The organism is Alloprevotella sp. (assembly GCF_057240785.1).
Window position 1 is genome coordinate 20,332 of sequence record NZ_DBHHRH010000001.1, and the last position, 24,936, is coordinate 45,267.

Consider the following 24,936-nt stretch of genomic DNA (forward strand, 5'->3'; position numbering starts at 1 on the left):
GTCTAGCTTTATCAACTATAACGCAATGAATGTATTAATGTTCGGTTGGGAATTTCCCCCACATATCCTCGGAGGTTTAGGCACAGCAAGCTATGGCATCACCAAAGGACTTTCCCTACAGCCAGACACACATATAACTTTCTGTATTCCTCGTCCTTGGGGCGATGAAGACAAGAGTTTTATGGATATCATAGGAATGAGTGAAACCCCCATTGTCTGGAAAGATGTCGACTATGATTATGTCAAGCAACGCCTTGGAGACAAGATGGATCCACAGCTTTACTATGCGCTTCGTGACCACATTTATGCCGATTTCAGTTACCGGATGACTGACGATTTGGGTTGTATCGAATTCTCAGGAAAATATCCGAGTAATCTATACGATGAAATCAACAACTACTCTATAGTTGCAGGAGTCATCGCCCGCCAACAAAAGTACGATATTATACATGCACACGATTGGCTGACTTATCCAGCAGGTATTCATGCCAAAAACATAAGTGGCAAACCCCTTGTCGTCCATGTGCATGCTACAGATTTTGATCGTAGTCGCGGAAATGTAAATCCTACGGTTTACAACATTGAAAAAGATGGGATGGACCATGCCGATTGCATAATGTGCGTCAGTGAGCTTACTCGCCAGATTGTTATAGACCACTACCATCAAGATCCAGCCAAGTGCATTGCTATGCACAATGCTGTATACCCGTTGGAACAAGATATCCTCGACATAGTTAACCAGCGTAAGCCTTTCAAAGAAAAGAAAACAAAAGTGGTCACATTCCTTGGACGTCTCACTATGCAAAAAGGACCAGAATACTTCGTTGAAGCTGCTGCGCTTGTACTAAACCGCACACGCAACATACGCTTCTGCATGGCTGGTTCAGGCGACATGATGGAAGAAATGATTAATTTAGTGGCATCCCATGGTATAGCAGATCGCTTTTTCTTCCCTGGATTTATGAAAGGTAAGCAGGTGTATGAAGTTTTTAGAGACAGTGATGTATATGTCATGCCTTCTGTTTCTGAACCCTTCGGAATCTCACCACTCGAAGCAATGCAATGTGGCGTTCCTTCCATCATTAGCAAACAGAGCGGCTGTGCTGAAATCCTAAAAACATGTATCAAGACAGATTATTGGGATATTCACGCCATGGCCGATGCCATATATTCAATTTGCACCAATAATTCCCTCCATGAGTATCTGGCAGAAGAGGGAAAGATTGAGGTTGATGAAATCACCTGGGAAAAGGTGGGTCAACGCATCTATAATTGTTACCAGAATCTCCTTAACAAATAATCTAGCAGCATACAAAAATGAAAACCATTTGCTTATATTTCGAAATCCACCAGAATATCCATCTGAAGCGCTATCGCTTCTTCGACATCGGTACAGACCATTACTATTATGACGATTATGAGAATGAACGTTCCATTACTGAAACAGCAGAAAAGTCATATATTCCAGCTCTACAAACGCTCATTGAAATGGCCAACAAGAATAAGGGTTTCTTCAAATGTGCCATTTCTTTGTCAGGCTGTGCTATAGAACAGTTAGAAAACCATGCACCACAAGTGCTTGAGTTACTACAAGAACTCAACGAAACTGGTTGCGTTGAATTCCTCGCAGAACCTTATTCGCACGGATTCTCTTCATTAAAAAACAAAGAAAGCTTCATAACTGAGGTTCGTCATCTTTGCCGTAAAATAAAAACACTCTTTGGACAAGAACCAAAAGTGTTCCGCAACTCTTGTTTGGTCTACGATGACGAGATAGGTGAAACAGTTGCAGAAATGGGCTTTAACGCTATGCTGGCGGAAGGAGCCAAACATGTACTTGGCTGGAAGAGTCCTCATTTTGTTTACAATTGCTGCCGCAATCCTAAATTAAAGCTTCTTCTCCGCGACTATAGTTTGTCCGAAGACATTAGTTCTCGTTTCAACGACTCTAGTTGGAGTCAATATCCACTCTTTGCGGATAAGTATGCGAATTGGATTGCACAACTTCCAGAAGAAGAACAGATTGTAAATATTTTTATGGAACTCTGTGCACTAGGTATCTTCCAACCACTCAACAGCAATATCCTTGAATTCTTCAAAGCTCTTCCTGAACAATTCCGTCAGCGTGGTATTACATTCTCCACACCGTCTGAAATTGTAAGTAAAGTAAAATCTTCTGGAGATCTCATTGTGGAATATCCAACTAGCTGGGTAGACGAAGAACGCGATATGTCTCCATGGTTAGGCAATATTATGCAACAAGAAGCTTTCGATAAGCTCTATAGCATCGCTGACCGTGTTCGCATTAGCCGGAATCGCCGTTTACAACAAGATTTCGATTATCTGCAAGCATCCAACAATCTACGCTTCATGTCAACTAAAGCAAATAGCTACGGAGGCTATAGAGGCATTTACGACTCGCCTTATGATGCATTTACCAACTATATGAATATTCTTGGCGACTTTATTGCGCGCGTCGACAGTCTTTATCCTGACATTGAGAATGAAGAATTGGATCCACTACTCACGACCATCAAGAATCAAGAAGAGGAACTTGAGCGAAAAGACCGTGAGCTAGAAAAATTCCGTTTAATGTTAGCTAAATTTGAAGCTGGTGGCAACGCAGAAACGCCTATTACTGAAACAAAAGTTGTGAAAGATAAAAAACAGAACGCAACAACAAAAAAAGCAAAGGCAAAAAAAGCAGATTCAAAAAAGTCAACTGCAAAGAGCAAGGCTACGACGCAAAAGACTTCTAAGGTAAAAGCCACAGAAAAGAAATAGGAAATTCCTTTGCACACTCATTGAGAAGAGGACAGTCTATGAGGCTGCCCTCTTCTTCGTTTCGAACATGTAAAAAGATAAGTTTTTATGGCAAATTAAAATTATTATCCTAACTTTGCAACAATTTCACGACTTATAGTATAAAATAAAGCTATTAATTCATAATGAATCGTTTCTTTCTCCTTATTACAATGGTGTTGGCATTATTTTCTTCATGCCGCACGCAGGAAAAAATTGTCTATTTTCAAGATTTGCAAAATGGTGAAAGCTTCTCCACCCAAACTGTTGAAGCAATGAAACTGCAACCGGGCGATAAGGTTAGTATAATCGTAAGCAGTGCTGCAACTCCAGAACAGGCTCTACGCTACAATCTCGTTGTTGCACAACAACAAGTGGGATCCGCAACAGCTCGTCAAAACAATCAAGTATCGCTCTATACTATCGATGAACACGGAGAAGTTGATATTCCGTGTATGGGGCGCATAAAAATTGGTGGACTCACACGTTCTGATGCTGCAGCTAAAATTCAAAATCTTTTCCGCAACGGCATTCTCAACGATGCAGTGGTAACCCTCAGTGCCTACGATCAATTCATAACAGTTCTTGGTGATGTAAAGAATCCTGGGCGCATTCAGATTGGTCGAGACAATATTACTCTGTTAGAGGCACTTGGAGGAGCAGGCGACCTCAATATCACTGCTCGACGCGATCGCATTCTTGTGCTACGGCAAGAAGGCAACGAAACAAAATCCTACTACGTTGATATTCGTTCTAAAGACCTTATGAACTCTCCTGTCTATAATCTTCGCCAAAACGATGTTGTAGTGGTTCAGCCAAATAAGTTCAAAGCAAACCAATCCACAAACAACGCAAATAGTTTGACACAGGTTGGAACTTGGATTTCAATAGCTTCATTTGCAACAACACTTGTAACTCTCTTCCTTATTAAGAAATAAGGCTATAAAATAACTACAAAACGCCTCACAGTTTTATCTGCTGAGGCGTTTTATTATTCTTACTACGGTTTCACATAGAAACCAAAGAGATAGAAAGCTGGGCAATCTACAATGGCATCCAAGAGTTTTCGCCTCAAGATTAACTAAAATATCCTTATTCTATTTTCAAATACAATAAGGATATCTGCCGACGCACTTATTGGGCCAGCCGACACTTTTATTGTATTTTTAAGCACGATAAGGATAAATACTACGTGAAGAAGAATAGGATAAGATAATTCTATTTAATCCATCCCCTTCTTATCATATCTAAACCCACGATATATTCCATTAGTACCTCTTTGTGATATTCTTTTATATCAAGGCCACAACAATAAAGTTGACAAATAGATATCTCTTTGTTAAAACATCAATATTTTCACAACTTATAAAATAGTTGATTAGCAATTTTTTAAACTCCAACTTCTATAGATCAAGTCCAACATAACGCTTTCAGCCAAATTCCTATACAAATAAACTTTGTTATCGCTCTTATTTTACCATACAGAAGTACAAAAAAATAGGATTCCTTTTTTCTTCATCATTTTTATTTTAACTTTGCGGAAATAGATAATTCTCAAAACTATGAAAGGAATTGTTCTTGCAGGCGGTAGTGGTACTCGCCTCTATCCTATCACTAAAGGTATTAGCAAACAACTTCTACCCATTTTCGACAAGCCGATGGTATACTATCCTATCTCTGTGTTAATGCTTGCAGGAATACGCGACATATTGCTTATATCCACACCACAGGATCTTCCAGGATTCAAGCGGCTCTTAGGAGATGGTTCCTCTTACGGCATAAATATCAGTTATGCTGAACAGCCGAATCCCGATGGATTAGCACAAGCTTTCATCATTGGCGAAGAATTTATTGGGAACGATAGTGTGTGCCTTGTTTTAGGTGATAACATCTTCCATGGCAACGATTTTCGTCAGCTCCTTGTTGGAGCTGTTCACAATGCAGAAAAAGAAAATAAAGCTACAGTTTTTGGCTACCATGTTAATGACCCACAGCGCTACGGCGTTGTAGAATTTAATGAAATGGGTAAAGCTGTAAGCATTGAAGAGAAACCAGATAAACCTAAATCAAATTACGCAGTAGTAGGACTCTATTTCTATCCCAATAAGGTTGTCAGTGTGGCAAAAACCATTAAACCTTCAAAGCGTGGGGAATTAGAGATTACCACTGTCAACGAACGCTTTCTTAAAGACAATGAACTGATGGTTCAGACACTCGGCAGAGGATTTGCATGGTTAGATACTGGAACTCACGACTCACTCAGCGAGGCAAGTACCTACATAGAGGTCATTGAAAAACGCACAGGATTAAAAGTTGGATGTATAGAAGGAATTGCCTATGAGATGGGATGGATTACAGCAGAACAGTTGCTAGAAATTGCTAATCCCATGAAGAATAACGAGTATGGCCAATACTTGTTAAAACTCATTGAAAATTAAAAAAGAATGCTTATCAAGTTATCTCAGATTCTAGTAATCCTGCTATTTTTATGCAGTCCTATTCTTGCACAGACGAAAGGTATCCCCGACTTTTCGTCTGCAACATTTGTCCGAGTCACCTCGCTAGACGAATTACAAGATGGGACTTTTATCCTCATAGGAGGTACCGACTCAAAAGACGAAAGCCTTTACATCATGACAAATAAGGGAAACAAAAGCAAACTGCAAGCTCGTTTCATTCCCAATGGTACCCCCACTATTCTTTCTCCTAAAAACGCTTCTGAAGTTTGGACCCTCAATGCGAAAGCTCAAGGCTTCCTAATCCTTACATCTGACAAAGAAAATGCTCTTTCTGCAAAAGCTAGAGATCTTTATCTCTGTGATGCCAATAATGGAAAATCATGGGAAATTAAGGCGTATGAGGGGAATCGATTTCGTATTTATAACAACACTGATAAAGAACGCTTCATAGGGCTTTCTGTCTATGATACCAACTCTTCTTATTTCGGTAATTTCACGAAAACAGGAGCAGATAAACCAGGCGTCTTACTCTATAAATATGCTGGCCCTGCAGAAGATAAAAAAGGCGAAGCTACACTACCTACTAATGGTCAACACGTTGCTATAACCTCAACACAAAACCATCTTTTACATCAGGCTCCATCAGTCGATATCTCAGATATTCTGCTCAGCGATGGTAGCTTGGCCCCTAGTAATTATTCAGTGTGGACAGCAAAAGTAGATAATGGGCATTTCATGCTTATGAATACTGCGGAAGCACACCTACAATATAATCTCACCAATGGAAGAGAAGAAAGCCTGTGGCAAATCCAAAATGGAAGAATAGCAACACTTGAAGCTTGTCCTCGCTTTCTTTTGGAGAAAGATGGGAAATTCTTTCTAAGCAGTAGAAGTCAAGATGGTAACACCTGCTTTTTCAGAAATGTGCAAAATACTCCCACGAGTGAGATCAAAGACGGTAGTCGTATACTACAAGGAGGTTGGAGTTCAAGTCTTTTGGCCAACATAGAATGGGAAGAAGGGCACAATTTAGACCTATCGCATATTACCTTACCACGTTATCCACAATCCTTCAATAAAAAAAGTAAGACGTCAAATCAAATCATTTATATAGCGGATGATCAAATTGGTAACTTTCCATCAAGCTGGACTTTAACAGCTACATATAAACAACTGGTCAGAGGAGGAACACTCACAGATAAGTCGGAAGTAAGCGTAAAAAAAAGTATTAATACTGATGCAGGACAACTAACTTACTCACGCCAATTTATCGATAAGAATTGGGAGACACTATGTATTCCTTTCACCGCAAATGTACCAGAAGGATTTCAAGCAGAAGAGTTACAAGGCTATGCCGATAACCAATTAAAATTTACTCCCACAAACACCATAACAGCTAACGTACCTGTCATCATTCGGAGTACTGGAGCAAAAACAACACTTATCCTAACAAATACAGGTGGAGATTTTATCACAGGCACGGATTCTAATGCAGTTTTCTTAAGCAACTACCAACCACAACAGGTAAACCAGACAGACGAGTCCTATTTCCTAGGCAATGAAGGACAGAGTTTTGTGAAAGCAGCAAGGGGTAGCAAACTATCTCCTTTTCGAGCCTATATCCACATTAAGGCTGCTCCTTCAAAAATAAGGATAACCCCCTATACAGAACAAAAATATTAAGACTAGAAATAATAAAACAAGAGATTAGTATGATTATAGCAGTTGATTTTGATGGTACAATCGTTGAACACCGTTATCCAGCTATTGGAAAAGAAATTCCTTTCGCCACTGCCACACTTCGCCAGCTTATGCAAGATGGGCATAAGCTCATCCTGTGGACCGTTCGTGAGGGAGAGCTCCAGCAAGAAGCGATCGATTGGTGTGCAGAACATGGTGTTCGCTTTTACGCTGTTAATGGATATCTAGATGAGGATAATACAGAAGATCATGATGCAGAGCGAAAATCGAACAAACATTATAGTAGAAAACTCAAAGTAGATTGTTTCATAGACGATCGTAATGTAGGTGGATTACCCGATTGGGGAGCCATTTATCAAATGATTTCTCGTCACATCAGTTACGAGCAGTACATTGAAGAACAACTCGGTCATGTTTCAAGAAAAGAACCACGCAAGAAAAAGCACTGGTGGAATTTCTAAATACTAAAAAGAATCGCATTTCACTGATACGTCCAATATTAAAGTATGAAGATTTTTTCTCAACAACAGTTGCCTGACATCGATGCAGCCACCATTCAAGAACAGGATATAAAATCAATTGATCTTATGGAACGTGCTGCTCAATATGTAAGCTTATACCTTTCGAGCCTTAACTATTCTCACTACGTTATCTTTGCAGGACCAGGCAATAATGGTGGGGATGCCTTAGCTGTGGCTCGTTTGTTAGCAGCAAAAGAAGGTAATACCGTCACAGCTTATCTCTTCAACATTGGCAAAGGACTAAGTAGCAACTGTGAAGCTAATCGCAACCGATTGGCTGAATGCCCTAATGTAAACTTTACAGAAATTACTGAAAAATTTGAGCCTCCGCAGCTTTCTGAAAATACCGTTATCATTGATGGGCTTTTTGGAACGGGGCTCAATAAGCCGCTCAATGGAGGTTTTGGAGCATTGGTACAATTCTTCAATGCTTCTTCAGCTCACATTGTCAGCATTGATATGCCCTCTGGACTTATGTGCGAGAACAACGCACAGAATGTACGCAACCATATCGTAAGAGCAAATACAACTATAACTTTTGGTGCTCCCAAGATAGCTCAACTGATGGCTGACAACCATGAATTTGTGGGTAAGCTAATAGCAGCAGATATAGGTCTTTCAGATGGAAAAAGTAAGGGATTAGACTCCAACTACGAATTCACGGACAAAGAAGACATTAAGAATATTATACGAAAGCGCGATCCTTTCGGACACAAAGGAACATTCGGCCATTCTCTTCTTATTGCAGGTACATATGGGATGGCTGGTGCCGCAATTCTTGCAACGCGTGCTTGCCTTCGTAGCGGTGTAGGAAAAGTCACTGTTAGAACCCCCCTTCGCAATAACGACATCTTACAATTGACTGTCCCAGAAGCAGTATTAAATCTCGATAGTCATGAGAAACATTTTTCTTCTCCTATCAACACAGATGACTATACAGCTTTAGCTATAGGTCCAGGCCTCGGAACGAACCACGACACAGCTGTAGCATTTATCGAACAGGTGAGACGCACTCGCATTCCTTTAGTTATTGATGCAGATGGCCTTAATATCTTGGCCGATCATAAAGGATGGATACAACAAATACCGTCTGATGCAATTCTTACACCGCATTTTCGAGAAATGCAACGCATAGGCTCTCATTGCAATGACTCTTTTTCTGCACTGACTGAGGCACAGGAAATGGCGATAAAACACAGCTTCTTTATTATCCTTAAGGGGCATTTCACTGCGATTTGTACGCCTGAAGGCAAAACTTTCTTTAATTCCACAGGCAATAGCGGGATGGCAACAGCAGGCAGTGGCGATATTCTTACAGGCATCATATGCGCTCTATTAGCACAAAAATACACACAAGCAGAAGCTTGCAGATTGGGAGTATATATACACGGATTGGCAGGCGACATTGCAGCTAGCAAACTGGGGGAAACTTCACTCATTGCGTCCGATATTATTGAGGCTATACCTGAAGCCTTCTTACAACTTTCAACCAGAGACACAGAGAACTTGCCTTCACCAGATTTTTTAATTTTAAAATGAAAAAGATTTTCGCTTTTTTTCTCGGCTGTTTCTGCACTCTTTTATTAAAGGCACAGACAGAAGTAACCCCCTATCAACCAGGAATAACTGAAAATGGCATTACTTACTTTCTACCTAAAACAGCTTTTCACATTGTCGTAACAATGACGCGCACTTCATACAAGCCTGGGCGCTTAGCTGCATATGCAGAAGTATATCTACGTCAGAACAATGTGGTGAGAGAGGCTTATGATGAATGGACAATTCAGAATATACGCATCGAACCCTATGGTACGCCCGATAAGAGCCAAGCCTATACAATCAAACTAAAGCCGCGTAGCTCTGCTCCTCTTGTAAGTCTCACGCGCGATGGGATTTTACTAGGAATAAACACTTCTGTACGATTACCTGGAGAACTTACGCAACCTTCTATTACGAAACTCATTGCGGACTCTACTGAGAACTTCGGAACACAAGAAATGCTTGCTGCTGGGAATATCGACAAACTTGCACAACTTGCAGCCGAAGAAATTTTCAATATTCGTGATAGTCGTTTAGCATTGGCTAAAGGAGAGGCTGATTTTATGCCGCAAGATGGTGAGCAATTAAAACTAATGATGGCAAGCCTAGACAAACAAGAAGCTGGACTTTTAAAACTTTTCCTAGGAACTCACACTTCTGAAACTCGCGTCAGTACAGTAAATTGCATACTAAATACTCCTATCGAAAATAGCGTGCTCTGCCGTTTTTCGTCCCAAAAAGGACTCCTCAATCAAGACGAAGCTGATGGCCAGCCCATCTACATTAGCATGACGCCTCGTGAAAATATTCCTCAAGCAGTTGAAACTATACAGAAAAAGCAAGAAGAAGATGTACGCTACGTTGTTCCTGCTGTAGTTCAGGTGAAGATTTTTGATGATAAACAAATATATACTATTTTAGAAACGCCTGTTGCTCAACTCGGACGTATTGAACATCTTGGAGGCGATTTGTTTAATAAAAAAATGAATACGCACATCACCTTTTCTCCTGAAACAGGTGGGATTCTTCGCATTGAGGCAGAAGGACAGAATCAATAAAATGTAACATTCATATACTGACTCAGTCCTGTCAGCTTATAATATTCTCTCTTTAATTCAAAATGAAAAAGACTCTCGTTCTTTCCCTTTTGCTTCTTTTGTGCTTCCCCGTGATGGCGCGCAAAGTGGTATATCATATGAAACACTTTGGTATTCACCCAAACAATACTGATAATACAGCAGCCTTAACAAGGTTCCTCCAAAACCATCCGCCAAAATTGGGAGATAAAAAGGAAATAGTTCTCCGGTTTGACAAAGGCACCTATAACTTTCGCTTAGAAGAAGCTCCAGAGATAGAATGCTTTATTTCTAATCATGACCAACAGCCTTTACGCAAAACTGTTTTCCACCTAAATCACTATGAAAATCTTACGATTGATGGAGGTGGAGCGCAGTTTCTCTTTCAAGGAGCCTTACTCCCAATTGTTTTGAACTATTGTGAGAATGTCACATTAAAAAACTTTTCGATTGATTTTGTTGACCCACAAATAGAACAAGTAGAAATCATTAAAAGTGACACCACAGGTATTCGCTTTAAACTCTCACCTTTTTCCCGCAATACGAAAGATTATCAGTGGCTCTTTACAGAACAAGGGTATTTTGAAACACAGGGAGAAAACTGGCGTTCTCATTTTGCATGGGGTATAGGCTTTGACAAAGAGACACATCACATTCTTTATAACACTGGCGATTTAGGCATAAATCTTCTTAACTGTCGCCAAGAAGGAGAATACTTTTATGCCCCTAATTGGAAAGACTTGCGACTCAAAACTGGGAATATTGTAGCCATGCGCAACTATCATCGCCCCTGCCCGGCTATTTTTCTTAACGAGAGTAAGAATACGAAACTTCAAAATGTTACTGTTAATTATGCGTGGGGAATGGGACTTATCGCACAACGTTGTACAAATATAATCCTCCAAGCTTTTAATGTATATCCGTCCAAAGGGCGCTACTTCTCCACACAAGCAGATGCCACCCATTTCTCTCAATGCCGTGGAAAAATCATATCACGCAAAGGAATATATGAAGGCATGATGGACGATGCTATCAATGTACATGGAGTATATCTTCGTATTCTTCAACGCAAGGATGATTATACCGCAATTTGCGCTTTTATGCACAGTCAAGCCTATGGCTTTAATTGGGGAAACACGGGCGATAGTATTCGCTTCATCAACTCCACCACACTCGACTCTGTACAAACAAATGTTATCACGGCAATCCGCCCACAAGATGCCGTAACACTGCAAGGAATGAAGAGCTTTCTCATCAGTTTTCGTGACCCAATACCTGCAGAAGCAGATTGTATAGAAAACCTCAAATGGACTCCTTCAATCGTTTTTTCGGGTAATACGATACGCAACAATCGTGCCCGCGGCGCACTCTTCAGTAGTCCAAGATACACTCTGTGTGAAAAAAATCTTTTCGATCATACGTCAGGTTCAGCAATTCTTCTCAGTGGCGATGCCAATGGGTGGTACGAAAGTGGCCCAGTGAACAATATAGTCATTCGAAGAAATCGTTTCATCAACGCGCTTACAAGCAGATACCAATTTACTAATGCGGTTATTTCCATCTATCCTGAAATTCCTGAACTCAAGAATCAGCGTAACTACTATCATAATCGCATTTCTATAGAAAAAAATATTTTTGATACCTTCGATACTCCGTTGGTGTATGCTAAAAGTGTTCACCATCTAATTTTTAGAAACAACAAAGTGAAGAAGAATTCCGAATTTCCTCCATTCCTAAGCAATACTCAACCTATAATTACAGAAAGAGTAGAGAAAACAACGAAGAATTAGAATATTCTCCACAGAGCAAGAGGTTATAGCTATGCGTTTTAAAACGCCAAAATTATTTAACGCTGTAAAAAAGAGTAAGGCAACTTCCTTGAACACGGCTCAACACAAGATACAAAATACAAAGATGAAATATAAAATAATCGTTCTTGATTTAGATGGGACACTAACCAACGATAAAAAAGAAATAACACCACGCACAAAAGAAGCACTGATCAAAGCTCAAACAGAAGGAGTCAAAGTTGTTCTAGCATCAGGCCGCCCCACTTACGGCATCACAGCAATCGCTGAAGAATTGGAACTACCACGCTTTGAAGGTTATATTCTAGCCTTTAACGGCGGGCGTATTATTGATTGTAGGAACAATAAGGTAGTCTTTGAACAAACGCTCGATCAGAATCTTGTCCCAAAGCTCTACTATAGCAGCCGTGAAGCGGGATTGGAAATTCTAACTTATAAGGGTGAGGGTATTATTGCAACAAAAAAGACAGATCAATACGTTCAAATTGAAGCTTCTATCAACAAGATGAAAGTAGAGGAAGCAAGTGATTTCCTCCAACAAATTGAATATCCTATTAATAAATGTCTCATTGTGGGCGCTCCCACTCCTCTTCATCAATTAGAACTACAATTGGCTGAACAACTAAAAGGAAAGATAGATATATATCGTTCTGCGGACTACTTCCTCGAATGTGTACCCGTAGGTATCGACAAAGCAACTTCGCTCAACCGGCTTATCACAGAACTACACATACAATCTGAAGAAATCATTGCGTGTGGCGATAACTATAACGATCTAAGTATGATAAATTTTGCAGGTCTAGGCGTTGCAATGGCCAATGCTCCAAGCGAGATTCAGAAACAAGCTAACTACGTCACTTACTCCAACGAAGAAGATGGTGTTGCCCACGTAGTAGAAAAATTCATTTTAGATTGAAAATAAGAGTTCCTTCTGCAAATAATAAGGTAAGCCTAAGAAAGAAACATTCGCAATTATTACTCCTAAAAATACAATAAGCGCGTCAACTGACATCCTTATTCTGTCAGCTGAGATCCTTATTGTATTTTCAAACGCAATAAGGATATTTACGCAAGTCAATATAGTATAAATTGGCGTAATGGACATTTGGTAGGTTGAAACCTCTCGGGTTTTAGCCTACCAAATGTCCATTACGCCACTATTAATAAGTATCAAAACTCTTCATCTATCCAATATCTTACCTCATTGAACCTTATATCAATTAGTTAAATCTGATATTTCTTTTAAAATCTGGTCACATTTAACTAATGAAAATTTAATCTCACTTGAATAAGGGATTTTGATCCAATCTCCACCATCATCATCGAGTGCAGAGTAAGCTATCGGCCGAATACAAATATTACCAGAAATAAGGCAGAAGCCATAAAACTCTTTCATTTCGAATCTAGAACGAAGAGATTTAGGAAAGCTCAGTACCTTTTTATTTATGACTTTTTGTACCATAGGTGTAGTTATAAGGTTAACCTGATATACATTGCCTTTCCTAACAATAAAAGTAAAAGGCTTCTCACTGTAGCCCCTATGAAACCCTTCGTCTATAACGGAATACAGAAAACTTACGAAATTGTCCTTCCTATATGAAAATAGTTCTATGTCCTCGATAAAAGAGTGATCTGAATAACTCTTGTACATTTTATCACACATAAGTGATATGTGATTTAATTTATTAAATAGAATTCCTCCATCTTTTCTTATATGTAAGAAAGTATTCTCTCCTGAGACAATTGTATCTATTTTTACAAAAGAGTTTCTTAAATTACTCTTTCTACTATCATTTAAATACAGTTTAATTTGTTCTGGTAAAGTTATTTTATTATTGTCAATTGAGGCTGTGTCAACTGTAGCAATATAAACTTGACTCATATTGCTTTTTGTGTTTAGACTTTTACCTTTGCAATACAAGAATGTTCCTATAGATAAAATCATTAGAATGAGAAAATACGTTTTTATTAATTTCATACTCTTCTTTATTATTTAGTTTAAATTATCTTGAGGGCATTTTAATTTCAGATTCTTTGTATCCCTTAAATGGATCCGCTGAAAAGATCTTATAATTTTCAGCCATTTTGGTATCATATTTGTCACCTTTATAACCAGGACCATTATAGAGACGTGCAAATGTAGCCCATCCTCACACGTATAGAGCCATGGCAGATGTGTCTTAATAGAACGTCTTGCCGTTCTCAGTCTTCTGTGTGTATAAGTTGTCTTACCCGAGATTAGGAGAGTTCGTTCATTTAGGAACTCTTTCCATTTATCAAAAGCGGTTATAAACTCGTCTTTTCTCATAGAGAACATCCTTCTCATTAATGCCAATAGTTCAACGCCTGCAGGCAAATGTGGATTGTTAGTAAGGAGTCTTCTAACTATTTGAAATTGGTGAAATTGACACATTTGTACGAAGCAGAAACTTATAGCTTGTAAAAGTCCTACATGCCCATCATACACCACTGCTTTTATCACAGTTCCACGCTCCGCAATATACCGAAGTCCATCAAGATAATCTCTGTTAGTTTCGTTTTTGACAAACTTGCGATAAAGTATTTTGCCTGATGAAGCATCCTGAAACAGCATCACACCAAATGTTCTGGAAAAGTATGTTGTATCCAATATTATTACTGCAGATTTGGGGTAAGTAGAAGTAAAGCTATCTACTACTAAGCTCAACCTACGTCGTATGGTTCGCTCTGAACATTTATAAAGAGTGGATAGAGCAGAAATCGTTCGATTTGCTGTCAGATAGTAATATTATTTATACGCAGACCACCTTGAAATTGTCTACCACAATCCTTGCAGGAATACATCTGAACAGAACGTCGATGCCCATTCTTTTTAACATTTGAGCTATTACAGAAGATACAGTTTTTTATTCATAGGTTTTCAAATGCTGCAAAGGTAGTAAATAAAAGCGTTCCGAGAGGTTTCAGCCTACCAAATGTCCATTACGCCTATAAATTACTGTCCTAAAAAATGTGGAGGTTTCTTTAATCTTATCTTTGTAATTGCAAAAGAAGAAAGCCTCAACTTCTACGAAAGAAGTCGAGGCTTTAAGTGATAATAATAAGTCAACTAAAATTAGTCGAGCTGAGCAAGTTTATTTTCAGAACCCAGAACTTCTTTAATCTTGTGTTCGTAGAGTTCAATCATGAGGTCGCGTGCAGGACCACAATACTTACGTGGGTCGAATTCACCTGGTTTCTCAGCAAACACCTTGCGTACTGCTGCAGTGAAAGCAAGACGAGAGTCAGAGTCAATATTGATCTTGCAAACAGCGCTCTTAGCTGCCTTACGAAGTTGCTCCTCGGGGATACCAACTGCATCAGGAAGTTTGCCACCATTAGAGTTAATCATATCAACATACTCCTGAGGAACAGAAGAAGAACCATGAAGCACGATGGGGAAACCAGGAAGTTCCTTCATAATGTCATCGAGGATGTCGAAAGCCAAAGGAGGAGGAACGAGAAGACCTGTCTTCGGATCGCGAGTACACTGTTCAGGCTTGAACTTGTAAGCACCATGAGAAGTACCGATAGAAATTGCGAGAGAGTCAACTCCCGTACGCTTTGTGAAGTCGATAACTTCTTCGGGACGAGTGTAGTGGCTTTCTTCAGCAGCAACTTCATCTTCTACACCTGCCAAAACGCCAAGTTCACCTTCTACTGTTACATCGAACTGGTGTGCATACTCAACAACCTTCTTTGTCAGAGCGATATTCTCCTCATAAGGCAGAGAAGAACCATCGATCATAACGCTAGAGAAGCCCATATCTACACAACTCTTGCAAAGTTCGAAGCTATCACCATGGTCGAGGTGAAGAGCGATTTCAGGATGGTTGCAACCAAGTTCCTTTGCATATTCAACAGCTCCCTGTGCCATATAGCGCAGAAGAGTCTGGTTGGCGTAGTTACGAGCACCTTTGGAAACCTGAAGGATTACCGGGCTCTTGAGTTTGCTGGATGCAGTGATGATAGCCTGCAACTGCTCCATATTATTGAAGTTAAATGCAGGAATAGCGTAACCGCCATTGATGGCTCTCTTAAACATCTCACGGGTGTTAACGAGGCCTAAATCTTTGTAGCTAACTGCCATAATAGTAAGTTATTTAATTAAAATGAATTACAATCTTCTTTTCTAAACGTTGCAAATTTACTTTTTCTTTTTTGCATAAGGAAATTAGAGGCAATTTATTTAGAACCTACGAAAAAGAAATCATGCATAGCTGCTTTGTTTATTAAGTATAAATAGTCGATTTTGTATATCAGAGTTACCAAAACGCTTATGGTATTTCAACGAAACTTTGTCCTGTCCATTCATATCGAATCGGATGCAAACAGGTTGCAGCATCTTTTGCGTCATCGAGCGGAAGAGCTTCAAGTGAAACAGCATAAGTAAGCACACTCATTTTAGCATCCCAATGTAAATATACACTTGGAGTTTGCAGAATTCTTTTCAGTTCATCAAGACGTACTATTGAAAGTTCCTTATTATCCACCCAAAAGTTGTCAAGACGAACTAGGGGAAAAGGCGGATATATCTGGTGCCACTGCGTGTCGAAAAAATAAATACGACTAGACTTGGCACCTGCTGTTATCGTGTGAGTAACAGCATAAAAGGGATCTTGCTCCCAACCATTACCCTCTGCATCAGGAACAAGATTATACAAACGTTTTAGTTCCCAAGAACTTACCTCTGTGAGTTGTACTCCAACATAATCGCTATCCTTTTCCACCATTAGTGTGCGCCCTCCAAAAGAATTTTCAGTCTCAGCCTTCATCTTATAATTATATAAATCCAAAAGATTGAGCCGCTCGGCTTCTTCGAGCAAAGGCAAATACTTTTTTGGGACAGAAACGAAAATACTATCAATGGACTGCGCTTGCAGTTCACCGGCAAAAATCAGGAAGAAGAATATAATAAGTTGTCTCATTTCGGGGCGAAGATACAAATTTTCTTTAGCAAGATTTGCCAATACAAGAGAAAGTTGTAATTTTGCGCTCGATTCGACCATTACACAAGTGTTACCAACATTTGAAAATAATAAAATAGCTATAGCAAAATGAAAAAAGGTATTCATCCCGAGAACTATCGTCCAGTTGTCTTCAAGGACATGAGTAACGGCGATATGTTTCTCTCTCGCTCTACTGCAAAGACGAACGACACTATTGAGTTCGAAGGCGAGACTTATCCCGTAGTTAAGTTGGAAATCTCCAGTAGCTCACATCCTTTCTATACTGGTAAGAGCAAGCTCGTCGACACTGCAGGACGTGTTGATAAGTTCATGAGCCGCTACGGCCGTGCATCTAAGAAGTAATTCGCGGTTACTACTTAGCACAAACAAATAACAAGGAGCGTGTCGCATTTCGATACGCTCTTTCTTTTTCTCTATTTGCTTCACAAAAACATGATTTTAGAATCTATTCGTATCGGGCTCATCGGAGTGGGACAGCGTGGGATGAAAACTCTTGAACGCTATGCCTTCATACGCCATGCTCAAGTTTGCGCAGTGGCAGATATCCACGAGGAGCGACTCACTATGGCCAACAATCTGCTCAAAGAGCAAGGACGAGAAGCTGCAAAAGAATACTTCGGAAAACACGCCTGGAAGAAGATGTGTGAAGCAAAAGACATCAATCTCATTTATATTTGTACGGATTGGAGCTCACATACGCAGATGGCGGTATATGCTATGCAACAAGGCAAGGATGTGGCAGTAGAAGTTCCTGCGGCCACTACTGTAGAAGAATGTTGGCAACTCGTGGATACTGCTGAGCATACAGGGCGGCATTGTTTCATGACAGAAAACTGCTGTTACGACCGCTTTGCTTTAGCCACCCTCGAGATGAAACGGAGAGGTCTGTTTGGAGAACTAACCCACTGTGAAGGAGCTTATATCCACTCTCTAAACATTGCAGAACACGACTGGATGAAGCAAACCTATGCAAAACATGGTGGCAACCCTTACCCTACCCACGGCCTAGGTCCTATCGGTTGGCTATTGAATCTGCATCGTGGAGATCGCCTAGATTATCTTGTTTCCATGACCTCACAGCCTGGACAAATAAATACCACACTCCTAAAGACAGTAAAAGGGAAAAGTATAATCTTACAACTCGATGTATGCACATATCGCCCCTACAATCGCTTACAAACAATCTGTGGTACAAAAGGTTTTTCTCAAAAGTATCCTGTTCCCACACTTCAATTTGAGGAAACCAAAGTGCTCGTAGGTGACAAAGCTTTAGAGGAAGCAAAAAATTATGAAATAAGTGATGCTTCCTTGCGTTGGCTTCAAGGACAGAAATTAGGTGTCCCAAACGAAATGAATTATGCGATGGACAGCCGCCTCATCCACTGTTTACGACATAGACTTCCACTAGACATTGACGTGTATGATGCTGCCGAATGGTCATGTATTGCAGAACTTTCACAAATCTCAGCACAAGAAGGTAGTCGTCCCATAGAAATCCCGGATTTCACACGCGGCCGCTGGAAAGAATTTTCTCCACACAAATTCTTTTAATAAAAAGATTGAAATAGAAGATACTTAACTATCTTACAACTATCAGTGCGTTCCTATATATAGGAATATCATCCCTAAGAGAACAAGCAGTAAGTCGAAACATTTGGCCCTCAAATTCTTTTCATGAAAAACAAAAGCACCAAAAAGAAAGCTCACCAATACACTACTACGGCGAACCATTGAAACGACAGAAATCATAGCACCAGGCAAACTAAGAGCATAAAAGTAGGCCAGATCAGCAGCAGTAAGAAAAAGAGAGATACAAACAATTGACCAACGCCAATGAAAAGGTGTTGTACGCTTTCGTAGAGGCAACCAAAGGAAAACCATTACTCCCCCCATAAGAAGCATCTGATAAAAATTATACCACCCCTGCACAAAGAGTTTGTCAAGATGTATAGTGACCATTAAATATTTGTCATATAGTCCACTGACAGCCCCTAAAATCGCCGCCAAAGCAAGAAGAAGAATCCAACGATTATGGCTAAAATTGATTCCTTCTTTCTTTCCACTCCTACTAAGAAGGAAACAGGATAAAATTGCAAGTAGAACACCACCCCATTGCCACAAGTTAAGATTTTCTCCAAATACCAATAAAGCGCCAATTAATGTCATAATGGGCCGCGTCGCATTTATGGGCCCCACGATGGTAAGAGGCAAATACCCACAAATCCAACTACTAAGCACAATAAAGGCCTTTAGGATTACATAAAAATGGGCACTACTTCCTAGTTGCGGAACGAAGTAAGATTCTGTAGGAACGATCCACCCCACAGCTGAGCCTATGATAAAGGGAAAGAATAGACAGTTGCACACTACTGTATTTATCACTAATACAGGAATAACAGCATTGTCACGTAAAGAGAGTTTCTTGAAAACATCATAAAAGCCTAATAATGCAGCAGAAAGAAACGCAAATAGAATCCAAAACATTACAATCAGAGATAGGGATATTGAATATCAACAAGAAAGAGTGCATTTCCAGGTACGGAATCAGCAGCTGCACAACGATCTTTACGAGCTATGACTTCCTCAAATTGGGACAGTGTCATACGCCCACGCCCCACTTCAATAAGTGTTCCCACAATGGCACGAACCATATTACGCAAGAAACGATCGGCAGTAATTTCAAACCGCCAAAGATCTTCATCCACTTGTTTCCATTCTGCTATTTGAACTCGACAATTATTTGTTTTGGTATCCGTATGTACTTTACTGAAACTAGTAAAATCAATAACATTGAGAAGCAGAGATGCTGCTTTATTCATTAAATCAAAATCAATCGGACCATTAAATCGAGTGGCAAAATCTCTATAAAAAGGATTTTTATCTTGATAAATAAAATAATGATAAGTACGTGCTGTTGCATCAAAACGAGCATGAGCATCATCAGCAACAAGAACAATACGCTGGATCGCAATATCTTCTGGTAGAAAACGATTGAGTTTGTAAGACAACTGTACACCATCTATCTCACAAGTATAATCAAAATGTGCCCACATCATTTTAGCAGACACACCAGCATCAGTACGCCCTGCTCCTGTCGTTATAATTTCTTGTCGCAATATGGTAGACAAAGCATGATTAATTTCTGCCTGCACGGAATGGGCATTAGGCTGTACTTGCCAACCATGATAATTACGCCCATCATATGAAAACTGAATAAAATATCTCATTTGAGAATCACTGGAGAACACGTATTAATTTACATACAATAGTTCTCTACCGATAGGTTTAAAAAAGAAAGCCGCACCAGAAGGTACGGCTATTGTATTGGGAAAATTTGTTTTGGGGTGAGATTAAGCTTCTGCAGGAGCTTCTGTAGCCTCAACAGTTTCAGCTGCAGGTGCAGTTTCTTCAACTACAGACACAGCTTCAGAGCCTTCAGCAACTACTGTAAAATGAACTTCTACTTCTACATCTTTGTGGAGCTTAACAACAGCCGTGTGAGGACCTACCGTTTTTGCATCCTTCATGACGATGATTTTACGGTCGATCTCAAGACCTTGCTTACCAAGTTCCTCTGCTATGGTAGTAGCATTTACAGAACCATAAGTTGAACCATTAGCACTAACCTTCATTTCAATAGAAATAGGTTTAATACTATTCAATTGTGCAGCCTGAGCCTCAGCGTCAGCCTTAATCTTTGCAATCTTCTTAGCGCGTTGCTTGAGTTCTTCCTCAAGTACCTTCAAAGCAGATTTGCTTGCGATGATAGCCTTACCTGTAGGAATAAGATAATTGCGACCATAACCATCTTTGACAGTTACAACCTCGTCCTTGTAACCAAGGCCGATAATATTTTCTTTAAGAATTACTTGCATAGTCTTGTTCCTCCTTAAATTATTTCATCAAATCTGTTACGAAGGGGAGCAGAGCCAAATGGCGTGCTCTCTTAACTGCCTGAGCAACACGACGCTGATACTTCAGAGAAGTTCCAGTAATGCGGCGAGGCAGAATCTTACCTTGTTCGTTCAAGAACTTCTTGAGGAACTCAGGATCCTTGTAGTCAATGTACTTAATACCGCTCTTTTTGAAACGGCAATACTTCTTTTTCTTAACGTCGATTGACGGGGCGTTCAAATAACGGATTTCACTTTGTGCTTGTGCCATTCTTTAGTCCTCCTTTAATTTACTTGTTACGACGCTTTTCTGCGTACTGAGCTGCATACTTGTCAAGTTTCACCGTGAGATAACGGAGCACACGCTCGTCACGACGATAAGCAACTTCCAGTCTCTCTATCACCTCAGGTTCTGCTTTGAACTCGAGGAGAGTATAGAAACCAGTGGATTTCTTTTGAATGGGATAAGCCATTTTCTTCATACCCCAGTTCTCTTCGTTCAGGAGTTCTGCCCCCTTTTCGGTGAGCAAAGCCTTGAACTTTTCTACCGTCTCCGTCATCTGTTGTTCAGACAACACGGGAGTCAAGATGAAGACGGTCTCGTACTGATTTGTCATACGTTTAATAATTTAATTAATTGATTTATGCTAAAAAGCGCTGCAAAATTACAATATTCTTTCGACATTACAAAATATTCTTTCGTTATTCATCCAGTTCTCCAGATTTCAAATATCATTCAAGTTAAAACAAAGAATCTCACACATGAACAGACCAATGAAAGTCTGCCTGTATGAGATTCTCATTATATATAAAAACTCTAAAAGAGTCAGATTTAGAGTAGAAGATTATTCCCACCCAAGAGCAGAAGCACCCAAAACTGCGGCTTCAGATCCATTCAAGGAACTAACAAGCAGATGGGCCTTACCGCGATATGTCATCAAGCTATTCTCCTCATAAGCTTTAGCTATTGGATCCATGAGCCAGTGACCTGCTTTTATTAATCCGCCAAAGAATATAAAGGCCTCAGGAGCATTAAACAAAGCAAAGTTTGCACAAGCTTGACCTAAAATACGGCCAGTAAAATCAAAGATATCTTTTGCTACTTTCTCGCCAGCTTCTGCTGCTTTAAATACATCGAAACTCGTAATATCCTCAGGCTTTAAATCCCTCAACATACTTGGTTCGTCAGTGCTTTCTAGCATCAAACGTGCAGTACGTGCTACACCTGTAGCAGAACAATAAGTTTCCAAACAGCCTTTACGGCCACAACCACAGACACGAGCTTCTATGGAACGATCAACAATTGCATGACCTAATTCACCCGCAAATCCATCAGAACCATAAACGACATTTCCATCGACGACAATGCCAGAACCGACTCCTGTGCCAAGGGTTATCATAATGAAGTTCTTCATACCACGAGCTATACCATATGTCATTTCGCCCAGTGCTGCTGCGTTTGCGTCGTTTGTTACGCGTACAGGAACACCTAATGCCTCCTCAAAAAGAGAAGCAATAGGTACAGTACCTCTCCAGGCCAAATTAGGAGCATTTTCAATATTTCCTGTATAAAAATTCGCATTGGGGGCACCAATTCCCATACCTTTTACAAACTCAATACCGCCAATCAAATCTAATGCGGGTTGCAAAGCTTCAACTGCAGCTTTAACGTAATCATTTACATCGGGATAAGCCTTTGAACTAATTACCGTTTGAGCTTTTATTGTACCTCGTTGATCAACAACGCCAAAAACAGAATTTGTTCCGCCCATATCAAGACCGATCACGTATGGTTTCTCAAAATCCTCTGCCATAATTATCGTAGTATTTTTATTCGTTTAAATAAGTTGGTTATGTAATATTTACTTTGCAAAAGTACAATTTTAAAATAACTCGCAAAATTTTTCTTCTTTTTTTTATCCTTTAATAAAAAAATCATATGCTTTACACTTCCTACTCACGTTTCTAATCACACACCAAATACGAATCAGACTTTAAGATACAATCATTTAATTTTGCGGTCTGATTATATTGAAGTAACTTTGCACCTGCAATGGATATTTTTGCAGATTTCATAGGTATTTTTCAATTAATGGTGAAGGGGCTTCTTATTGGCATCTTTGCCTCTGCTCCTATGGGTCCTGTAGGTATCCTTTGTATTCAGCGAACTATGCGCAAAGGAAAGCATTATGGAATGGCGACAGGGGCTGGTGCAGCCATTAGTGATATCTTCTATGCACTTATGACGGGGTTTGGCATGTCGTTTATGATGGATTTCATTGACGATCAGCGCAATCTTTTCTGGCTAAAGCTCGTTGGTTCAATAATGCTTTTACTCTTTGGTATCTGGACACTCCAATCTGACCCAAAGAAAATTGTTCGTCCACCACAAAATAGTAAAGGGAAAGGGACGCTTTTTCATAATTTCCTTACGGCCTTTTTTCTTACTATCTCAAATCCTCTCATTATCTTTTTATTCATAGCACTCTACAATATGCTAACATTTGTCATCCCAGATCAACCTCTGATGATGTGTGTAGGCTACATAAGTATCATGGTAGGAGCTATGATGTGGTGGTATGGACTCACTTATGTTCTCACAAAAGCCAAGAAGAGTTTTGGAGTACGTGGTATAATTAGGCTCAACCAAACAATTGGATGGGTTGTTGTTATTGTAGCTGTCAGCTACGCTTGTATGACAATTTTCCACCTGTCACTCTATTAAATTTTCTATTATGATTATTGCCAACAAGCTCCGTTCTTCAAACCGCGCGGAATATCTTCTCTATATGTGGCAAGTGGAAGATATCCTTCGTGCCTACCAATGTAACATTGATCGTATCAAGAGTGAATACTTGAATCGCTTTACTCTCACGCCTGAACAAGAAAAAGAAGTGGAAGAATGGTACAGAAATCTTTGCGAGATGATGATCAGTGAGGGGAAAAGAGAAAAAGGACATCTCCAAATCAATTGCAACACACTAGAGGGACTTATAGAAATCAATGCTCAACTATTGAAGTCTGAAAAGTTTCCTTACTATAAGAGTATGTATTATCGCGTTCTGCCTTATGTGATAGAAATTAGGGCTAAAGGAGAGAAGAAAGAAAAAAACGAAATAGAAACTTGTTTCGACATTCTTTATTGTACGATGTTACTACGACTTCAGCACAAAGAGATTTCCGCCGAGACTCAAAAAGCAGTAACGGATATTTCGACACTGCTGGGACAACTATCCGACTATTTTCTAAAAAATCAAAAAGAAGCAATAGATTTCTAATATGAACATATTAGTTACAGGGAGCAATGGGCAGTTAGGTTCTGAAATTCGGCTTCAAGCACCACTTCACAAAGACTGGCATTTCTTTTTTACCGATGTTGAGGAACTCGATATTACAAAGCCTAAAGAGATTCAGGCCTTTATTCAGATAAAGAAAATCAACATTATTATTAACTGTGCAGCTTTTACAGCGGTTGACAAAGCAGAAAGTCAAGAAGAACTTTGTGATCTACTAAACCATAAGGCTCCAGGTTATCTAGCAGAAGCTATTCAGAAAGTAGGAGGTTCGCTCATTCATATCTCTACAGATTATGTTTTTGATGGAACGAACCATATCCCTTACAAAGAAGATTTCCCAACTTGTCCTAATAGCGTTTATGGATGCACAAAACTAAAAGGAGAAAAAGCTGTCATAACAGCTTGTCCTAGTGCTATCATCATTCGTACGGCATGGCTTTACTCCATTTTCGGCAATAACTTTGTGAAAACAATGATACGCCTAGGCAAGGAAGAAGAAGAATTAGGAGTCATTTTCGATCAAATCGGTACTCCAACTTATGCTGCAGATTTAGCAAAAGTTATTTTAGATATCATAGAAAAGAGTCCTATCCCTGGCATCTATCACTTTTCGAACGAAGGAGTTTGTTCCTGGTACGACTTTACAAAAACTATACATCGGTTGGCTGGCATAAAAGATTGCCACATTAAGCCTCTCCACACAGAAGAATATCCTACACCTGCAAAACGTCCACATTATTCCGTTTTAGATAAAACTAAAATTAAAGACACCTTTGATATAGAAATTCCTTGGTGGGAAGATTCTCTCAAGATATGTATCGATAAACTGAAAAAATAACAGAACACACAACGC

The 24,936-nt window shown here is 39.7% G+C and carries 24 protein-coding genes and 3 pseudogenes; 15 read left to right on the plus strand and 12 right to left on the minus strand.

Features of this window, described 5'->3' with window-relative positions:
* Positions 1-25 precede the first annotated feature (25 nt).
* The 10 genes from ACO4R2_RS00105 (at position 26) to ACO4R2_RS00150 (ending at position 12,822) form a co-directional block, all read left to right on the plus strand.
* Positions 26-1,300 (plus strand): glycosyltransferase, encoded by a 1,275-nt coding sequence (locus ACO4R2_RS00105; protein ID WP_311490872.1) that lies wholly within the window; start codon positions 26-28, stop codon positions 1,298-1,300.
* Positions 1,301-1,317: 17 nt separating this feature from the next.
* A complete protein-coding gene (locus ACO4R2_RS00110; RefSeq protein WP_347719158.1) occupies positions 1,318-2,784 on the plus strand; it encodes a glycoside hydrolase family 57 protein in 1,467 nt (488 codons plus the stop codon).
* Positions 2,785-2,948: 164 nt separating this feature from the next.
* Entirely contained in the window at positions 2,949-3,740 is a 792-nt protein-coding gene (locus tag ACO4R2_RS00115) for a polysaccharide biosynthesis/export family protein (protein ID WP_311490870.1), read from the plus strand.
* Between the two features lie 624 nt (positions 3,741-4,364).
* A complete protein-coding gene (gene rfbA, locus ACO4R2_RS00120) occupies positions 4,365-5,240 on the plus strand; it encodes a glucose-1-phosphate thymidylyltransferase RfbA (protein ID WP_311490869.1) in 876 nt (291 codons plus the stop codon).
* A gap of 6 nt (positions 5,241-5,246) precedes the next feature.
* Entirely contained in the window at positions 5,247-6,944 is a 1,698-nt protein-coding gene (locus ACO4R2_RS00125; protein ID WP_484768717.1) for a hypothetical protein, read from the plus strand.
* Positions 6,945-6,973: 29 nt separating this feature from the next.
* Positions 6,974-7,423 carry a BT0820 family HAD-type phosphatase gene (locus ACO4R2_RS00130; protein WP_311490867.1) on the plus strand — a complete coding sequence of 150 codons (450 nt, stop codon included), beginning with the start codon at positions 6,974-6,976 and terminating at the stop codon, positions 7,421-7,423.
* A 45-nt stretch (positions 7,424-7,468) separates the two neighbouring features.
* On the plus strand, positions 7,469-9,022 hold the full coding sequence (locus ACO4R2_RS00135; RefSeq protein ID WP_484768718.1) for an NAD(P)H-hydrate dehydratase: 1,554 nt from the start codon (positions 7,469-7,471) through the stop codon (positions 9,020-9,022).
* Positions 9,019-10,080, plus strand: coding sequence for a DUF4831 family protein (locus tag ACO4R2_RS00140; RefSeq protein ID WP_484768719.1), 1,062 nt, complete (start codon positions 9,019-9,021; stop codon positions 10,078-10,080). Before ACO4R2_RS00135 ends, ACO4R2_RS00140 begins: the two co-directional genes overlap by 4 nt.
* 62 nt (positions 10,081-10,142) lie before the next feature.
* A complete protein-coding gene (locus ACO4R2_RS00145) occupies positions 10,143-11,888 on the plus strand; it encodes an alpha-1,3-galactosidase-related protein (RefSeq protein WP_484768720.1) in 1,746 nt (581 codons plus the stop codon).
* A 124-nt stretch (positions 11,889-12,012) separates the two neighbouring features.
* The gene (locus tag ACO4R2_RS00150; protein ID WP_484768721.1) at positions 12,013-12,822 is read left to right on the plus strand and encodes a Cof-type HAD-IIB family hydrolase; all 810 of its coding nucleotides are present in this window, start codon (positions 12,013-12,015) and stop codon (positions 12,820-12,822) included.
* A 300-nt stretch (positions 12,823-13,122) separates the two neighbouring features.
* On the opposite strand, the gene ACO4R2_RS00155 is transcribed toward ACO4R2_RS00150, so the two are convergent.
* The 6 genes and pseudogenes from ACO4R2_RS00155 to ACO4R2_RS00180 form a co-directional block, all read right to left on the minus strand.
* A complete protein-coding gene (locus tag ACO4R2_RS00155) occupies positions 13,123-13,788 on the minus strand; it encodes a hypothetical protein (protein WP_231294721.1) in 666 nt (221 codons plus the stop codon).
* Between the two features lie 121 nt (positions 13,789-13,909).
* Positions 13,910-14,014: pseudogene (locus ACO4R2_RS00160) on the minus strand (hypothetical protein); the annotation flags it as partial.
* A gap of 38 nt (positions 14,015-14,052) precedes the next feature.
* A pseudogene (locus ACO4R2_RS00165) lies at positions 14,053-14,729 on the minus strand (IS256 family transposase, variant Zn-binding type); the annotation flags it as partial.
* A gap of 6 nt (positions 14,730-14,735) precedes the next feature.
* Positions 14,736-14,795, minus strand: a pseudogene (locus ACO4R2_RS00170) (hypothetical protein); the annotation flags it as partial.
* Between the two features lie 205 nt (positions 14,796-15,000).
* On the minus strand, positions 15,001-16,014 hold the full coding sequence (locus ACO4R2_RS00175) for a class II fructose-bisphosphate aldolase (protein WP_311491248.1): 1,014 nt from the start codon (positions 16,012-16,014) through the stop codon (positions 15,001-15,003).
* 187 nt (positions 16,015-16,201) lie between these two features.
* Positions 16,202-16,999 carry a DUF3256 family protein gene (locus ACO4R2_RS00180; protein ID WP_311491249.1) on the minus strand — a complete coding sequence of 266 codons (798 nt, stop codon included), beginning with the start codon at positions 16,997-16,999 and terminating at the stop codon, positions 16,202-16,204.
* Between ACO4R2_RS00180 and ACO4R2_RS00185 the strand changes: the two genes are divergently transcribed.
* Both ACO4R2_RS00185 and ACO4R2_RS00190 read left to right on the plus strand, forming a co-directional pair.
* On the plus strand, positions 16,982-17,236 hold the full coding sequence (locus ACO4R2_RS00185; protein WP_009346781.1) for a type B 50S ribosomal protein L31: 255 nt from the start codon (positions 16,982-16,984) through the stop codon (positions 17,234-17,236). The two genes, ACO4R2_RS00180 and ACO4R2_RS00185, sit on opposite strands and share 18 nt — an antisense overlap.
* A 90-nt stretch (positions 17,237-17,326) precedes the next feature.
* On the plus strand, positions 17,327-18,445 hold the full coding sequence (locus ACO4R2_RS00190) for a Gfo/Idh/MocA family protein (protein WP_484768722.1): 1,119 nt from the start codon (positions 17,327-17,329) through the stop codon (positions 18,443-18,445).
* A 42-nt stretch (positions 18,446-18,487) separates the two neighbouring features.
* On the opposite strand, the gene ACO4R2_RS00195 is transcribed toward ACO4R2_RS00190, so the two are convergent.
* The 6 genes from ACO4R2_RS00195 to ACO4R2_RS00220 form a co-directional block, all read right to left on the minus strand.
* Positions 18,488-19,378 carry an EamA family transporter gene (locus tag ACO4R2_RS00195; protein ID WP_484768723.1) on the minus strand — a complete coding sequence of 297 codons (891 nt, stop codon included), beginning with the start codon at positions 19,376-19,378 and terminating at the stop codon, positions 18,488-18,490.
* 5 nt (positions 19,379-19,383) lie between these two features.
* The gene (truA, locus tag ACO4R2_RS00200; protein WP_484768724.1) at positions 19,384-20,121 is read right to left on the minus strand and encodes a tRNA pseudouridine(38-40) synthase TruA; all 738 of its coding nucleotides are present in this window, start codon (positions 20,119-20,121) and stop codon (positions 19,384-19,386) included.
* Positions 20,122-20,244: 123 nt separating this feature from the next.
* Positions 20,245-20,769, minus strand: a complete 525-nt coding sequence (gene rplI / locus ACO4R2_RS00205) for a 50S ribosomal protein L9 (protein WP_315092269.1) — start codon at positions 20,767-20,769, stop codon at positions 20,245-20,247.
* A gap of 19 nt (positions 20,770-20,788) precedes the next feature.
* Positions 20,789-21,058 (minus strand): 30S ribosomal protein S18, encoded by a 270-nt coding sequence (gene rpsR, locus ACO4R2_RS00210; RefSeq protein WP_009346786.1) that lies wholly within the window; start codon positions 21,056-21,058, stop codon positions 20,789-20,791.
* Between the two features lie 19 nt (positions 21,059-21,077).
* On the minus strand, positions 21,078-21,404 hold the full coding sequence (rpsF, locus tag ACO4R2_RS00215) for a 30S ribosomal protein S6 (protein ID WP_311491254.1): 327 nt from the start codon (positions 21,402-21,404) through the stop codon (positions 21,078-21,080).
* A 228-nt stretch (positions 21,405-21,632) separates the two neighbouring features.
* Positions 21,633-22,601, minus strand: coding sequence for an ROK family protein (locus tag ACO4R2_RS00220; protein ID WP_311491255.1), 969 nt, complete (start codon positions 22,599-22,601; stop codon positions 21,633-21,635).
* A gap of 239 nt (positions 22,602-22,840) precedes the next feature.
* On the opposite strand from ACO4R2_RS00220, the gene ACO4R2_RS00225 reads away from it, so the two are divergent.
* From ACO4R2_RS00225 to rfbD, 3 genes are read left to right on the plus strand one after another with little or no spacing between them, the layout of a single operon-like run.
* Positions 22,841-23,512 (plus strand): LysE family translocator, encoded by a 672-nt coding sequence (locus tag ACO4R2_RS00225; RefSeq protein ID WP_311491256.1) that lies wholly within the window; start codon positions 22,841-22,843, stop codon positions 23,510-23,512.
* Positions 23,513-23,522: 10 nt separating this feature from the next.
* Positions 23,523-24,065, plus strand: coding sequence for a DUF4924 family protein (locus ACO4R2_RS00230; protein ID WP_311491257.1), 543 nt, complete (start codon positions 23,523-23,525; stop codon positions 24,063-24,065).
* Position 24,066: 1 nt separating this feature from the next.
* Positions 24,067-24,921: a dTDP-4-dehydrorhamnose reductase gene (gene rfbD, locus ACO4R2_RS00235; RefSeq protein ID WP_484768725.1), complete on the plus strand. Its 855-nt coding sequence runs from the start codon at positions 24,067-24,069 to the stop codon at positions 24,919-24,921.
* Positions 24,922-24,936: the final 15 nt, after the last annotated feature.

Excerpts from the sequence above, each read along its gene's own strand:
- ACO4R2_RS00225 (WP_311491256.1), top strand. The coding sequence starts at position 22,841 with ATGGATATTTTTGCAGATTTCATAGGTATTTTTCAATTAATGGTGAAG.
- ACO4R2_RS00195 (WP_484768723.1), bottom strand. The coding sequence starts at position 19,378 with ATGTTTTGGATTCTATTTGCGTTTCTTTCTGCTGCATTATTAGGCTTT.
- ACO4R2_RS00145 (WP_484768720.1), top strand. The coding sequence starts at position 10,143 with ATGAAAAAGACTCTCGTTCTTTCCCTTTTGCTTCTTTTGTGCTTCCCC.
- ACO4R2_RS00115 (WP_311490870.1), top strand. The coding sequence starts at position 2,949 with ATGAATCGTTTCTTTCTCCTTATTACAATGGTGTTGGCATTATTTTCT.
- ACO4R2_RS00180 (WP_311491249.1), bottom strand. The coding sequence starts at position 16,999 with ATGAATACCTTTTTTCATTTTGCTATAGCTATTTTATTATTTTCAAAT.
- ACO4R2_RS00230 (WP_311491257.1), top strand. The coding sequence starts at position 23,523 with ATGATTATTGCCAACAAGCTCCGTTCTTCAAACCGCGCGGAATATCTT.
- ACO4R2_RS00110 (WP_347719158.1), top strand. The coding sequence starts at position 1,318 with ATGAAAACCATTTGCTTATATTTCGAAATCCACCAGAATATCCATCTG.
- rpsF (WP_311491254.1), bottom strand. The coding sequence starts at position 21,404 with ATGACAAATCAGTACGAGACCGTCTTCATCTTGACTCCCGTGTTGTCT.
- ACO4R2_RS00175 (WP_311491248.1), bottom strand. The coding sequence starts at position 16,014 with ATGGCAGTTAGCTACAAAGATTTAGGCCTCGTTAACACCCGTGAGATG.
- rpsR (WP_009346786.1), bottom strand. The coding sequence starts at position 21,058 with ATGGCACAAGCACAAAGTGAAATCCGTTATTTGAACGCCCCGTCAATC.
- truA (WP_484768724.1), bottom strand. The coding sequence starts at position 20,121 with ATGAGATATTTTATTCAGTTTTCATATGATGGGCGTAATTATCATGGT.
- ACO4R2_RS00105 (WP_311490872.1), top strand. The coding sequence starts at position 26 with ATGAATGTATTAATGTTCGGTTGGGAATTTCCCCCACATATCCTCGGA.
- ACO4R2_RS00185 (WP_009346781.1), top strand. The coding sequence starts at position 16,982 with ATGAAAAAAGGTATTCATCCCGAGAACTATCGTCCAGTTGTCTTCAAG.
- ACO4R2_RS00125 (WP_484768717.1), top strand. The coding sequence starts at position 5,247 with ATGCTTATCAAGTTATCTCAGATTCTAGTAATCCTGCTATTTTTATGC.
- ACO4R2_RS00190 (WP_484768722.1), top strand. The coding sequence starts at position 17,327 with ATGATTTTAGAATCTATTCGTATCGGGCTCATCGGAGTGGGACAGCGT.
- ACO4R2_RS00150 (WP_484768721.1), top strand. The coding sequence starts at position 12,013 with ATGAAATATAAAATAATCGTTCTTGATTTAGATGGGACACTAACCAAC.
- rfbA (WP_311490869.1), top strand. The coding sequence starts at position 4,365 with ATGAAAGGAATTGTTCTTGCAGGCGGTAGTGGTACTCGCCTCTATCCT.
- rplI (WP_315092269.1), bottom strand. The coding sequence starts at position 20,769 with ATGCAAGTAATTCTTAAAGAAAATATTATCGGCCTTGGTTACAAGGAC.
- ACO4R2_RS00140 (WP_484768719.1), top strand. The coding sequence starts at position 9,019 with ATGAAAAAGATTTTCGCTTTTTTTCTCGGCTGTTTCTGCACTCTTTTA.
- ACO4R2_RS00130 (WP_311490867.1), top strand. The coding sequence starts at position 6,974 with ATGATTATAGCAGTTGATTTTGATGGTACAATCGTTGAACACCGTTAT.
- ACO4R2_RS00220 (WP_311491255.1), bottom strand. The coding sequence starts at position 22,601 with ATGGCAGAGGATTTTGAGAAACCATACGTGATCGGTCTTGATATGGGC.
- ACO4R2_RS00135 (WP_484768718.1), top strand. The coding sequence starts at position 7,469 with ATGAAGATTTTTTCTCAACAACAGTTGCCTGACATCGATGCAGCCACC.
- rfbD (WP_484768725.1), top strand. The coding sequence starts at position 24,067 with ATGAACATATTAGTTACAGGGAGCAATGGGCAGTTAGGTTCTGAAATT.
- ACO4R2_RS00155 (WP_231294721.1), bottom strand. The coding sequence starts at position 13,788 with ATGAGTCAAGTTTATATTGCTACAGTTGACACAGCCTCAATTGACAAT.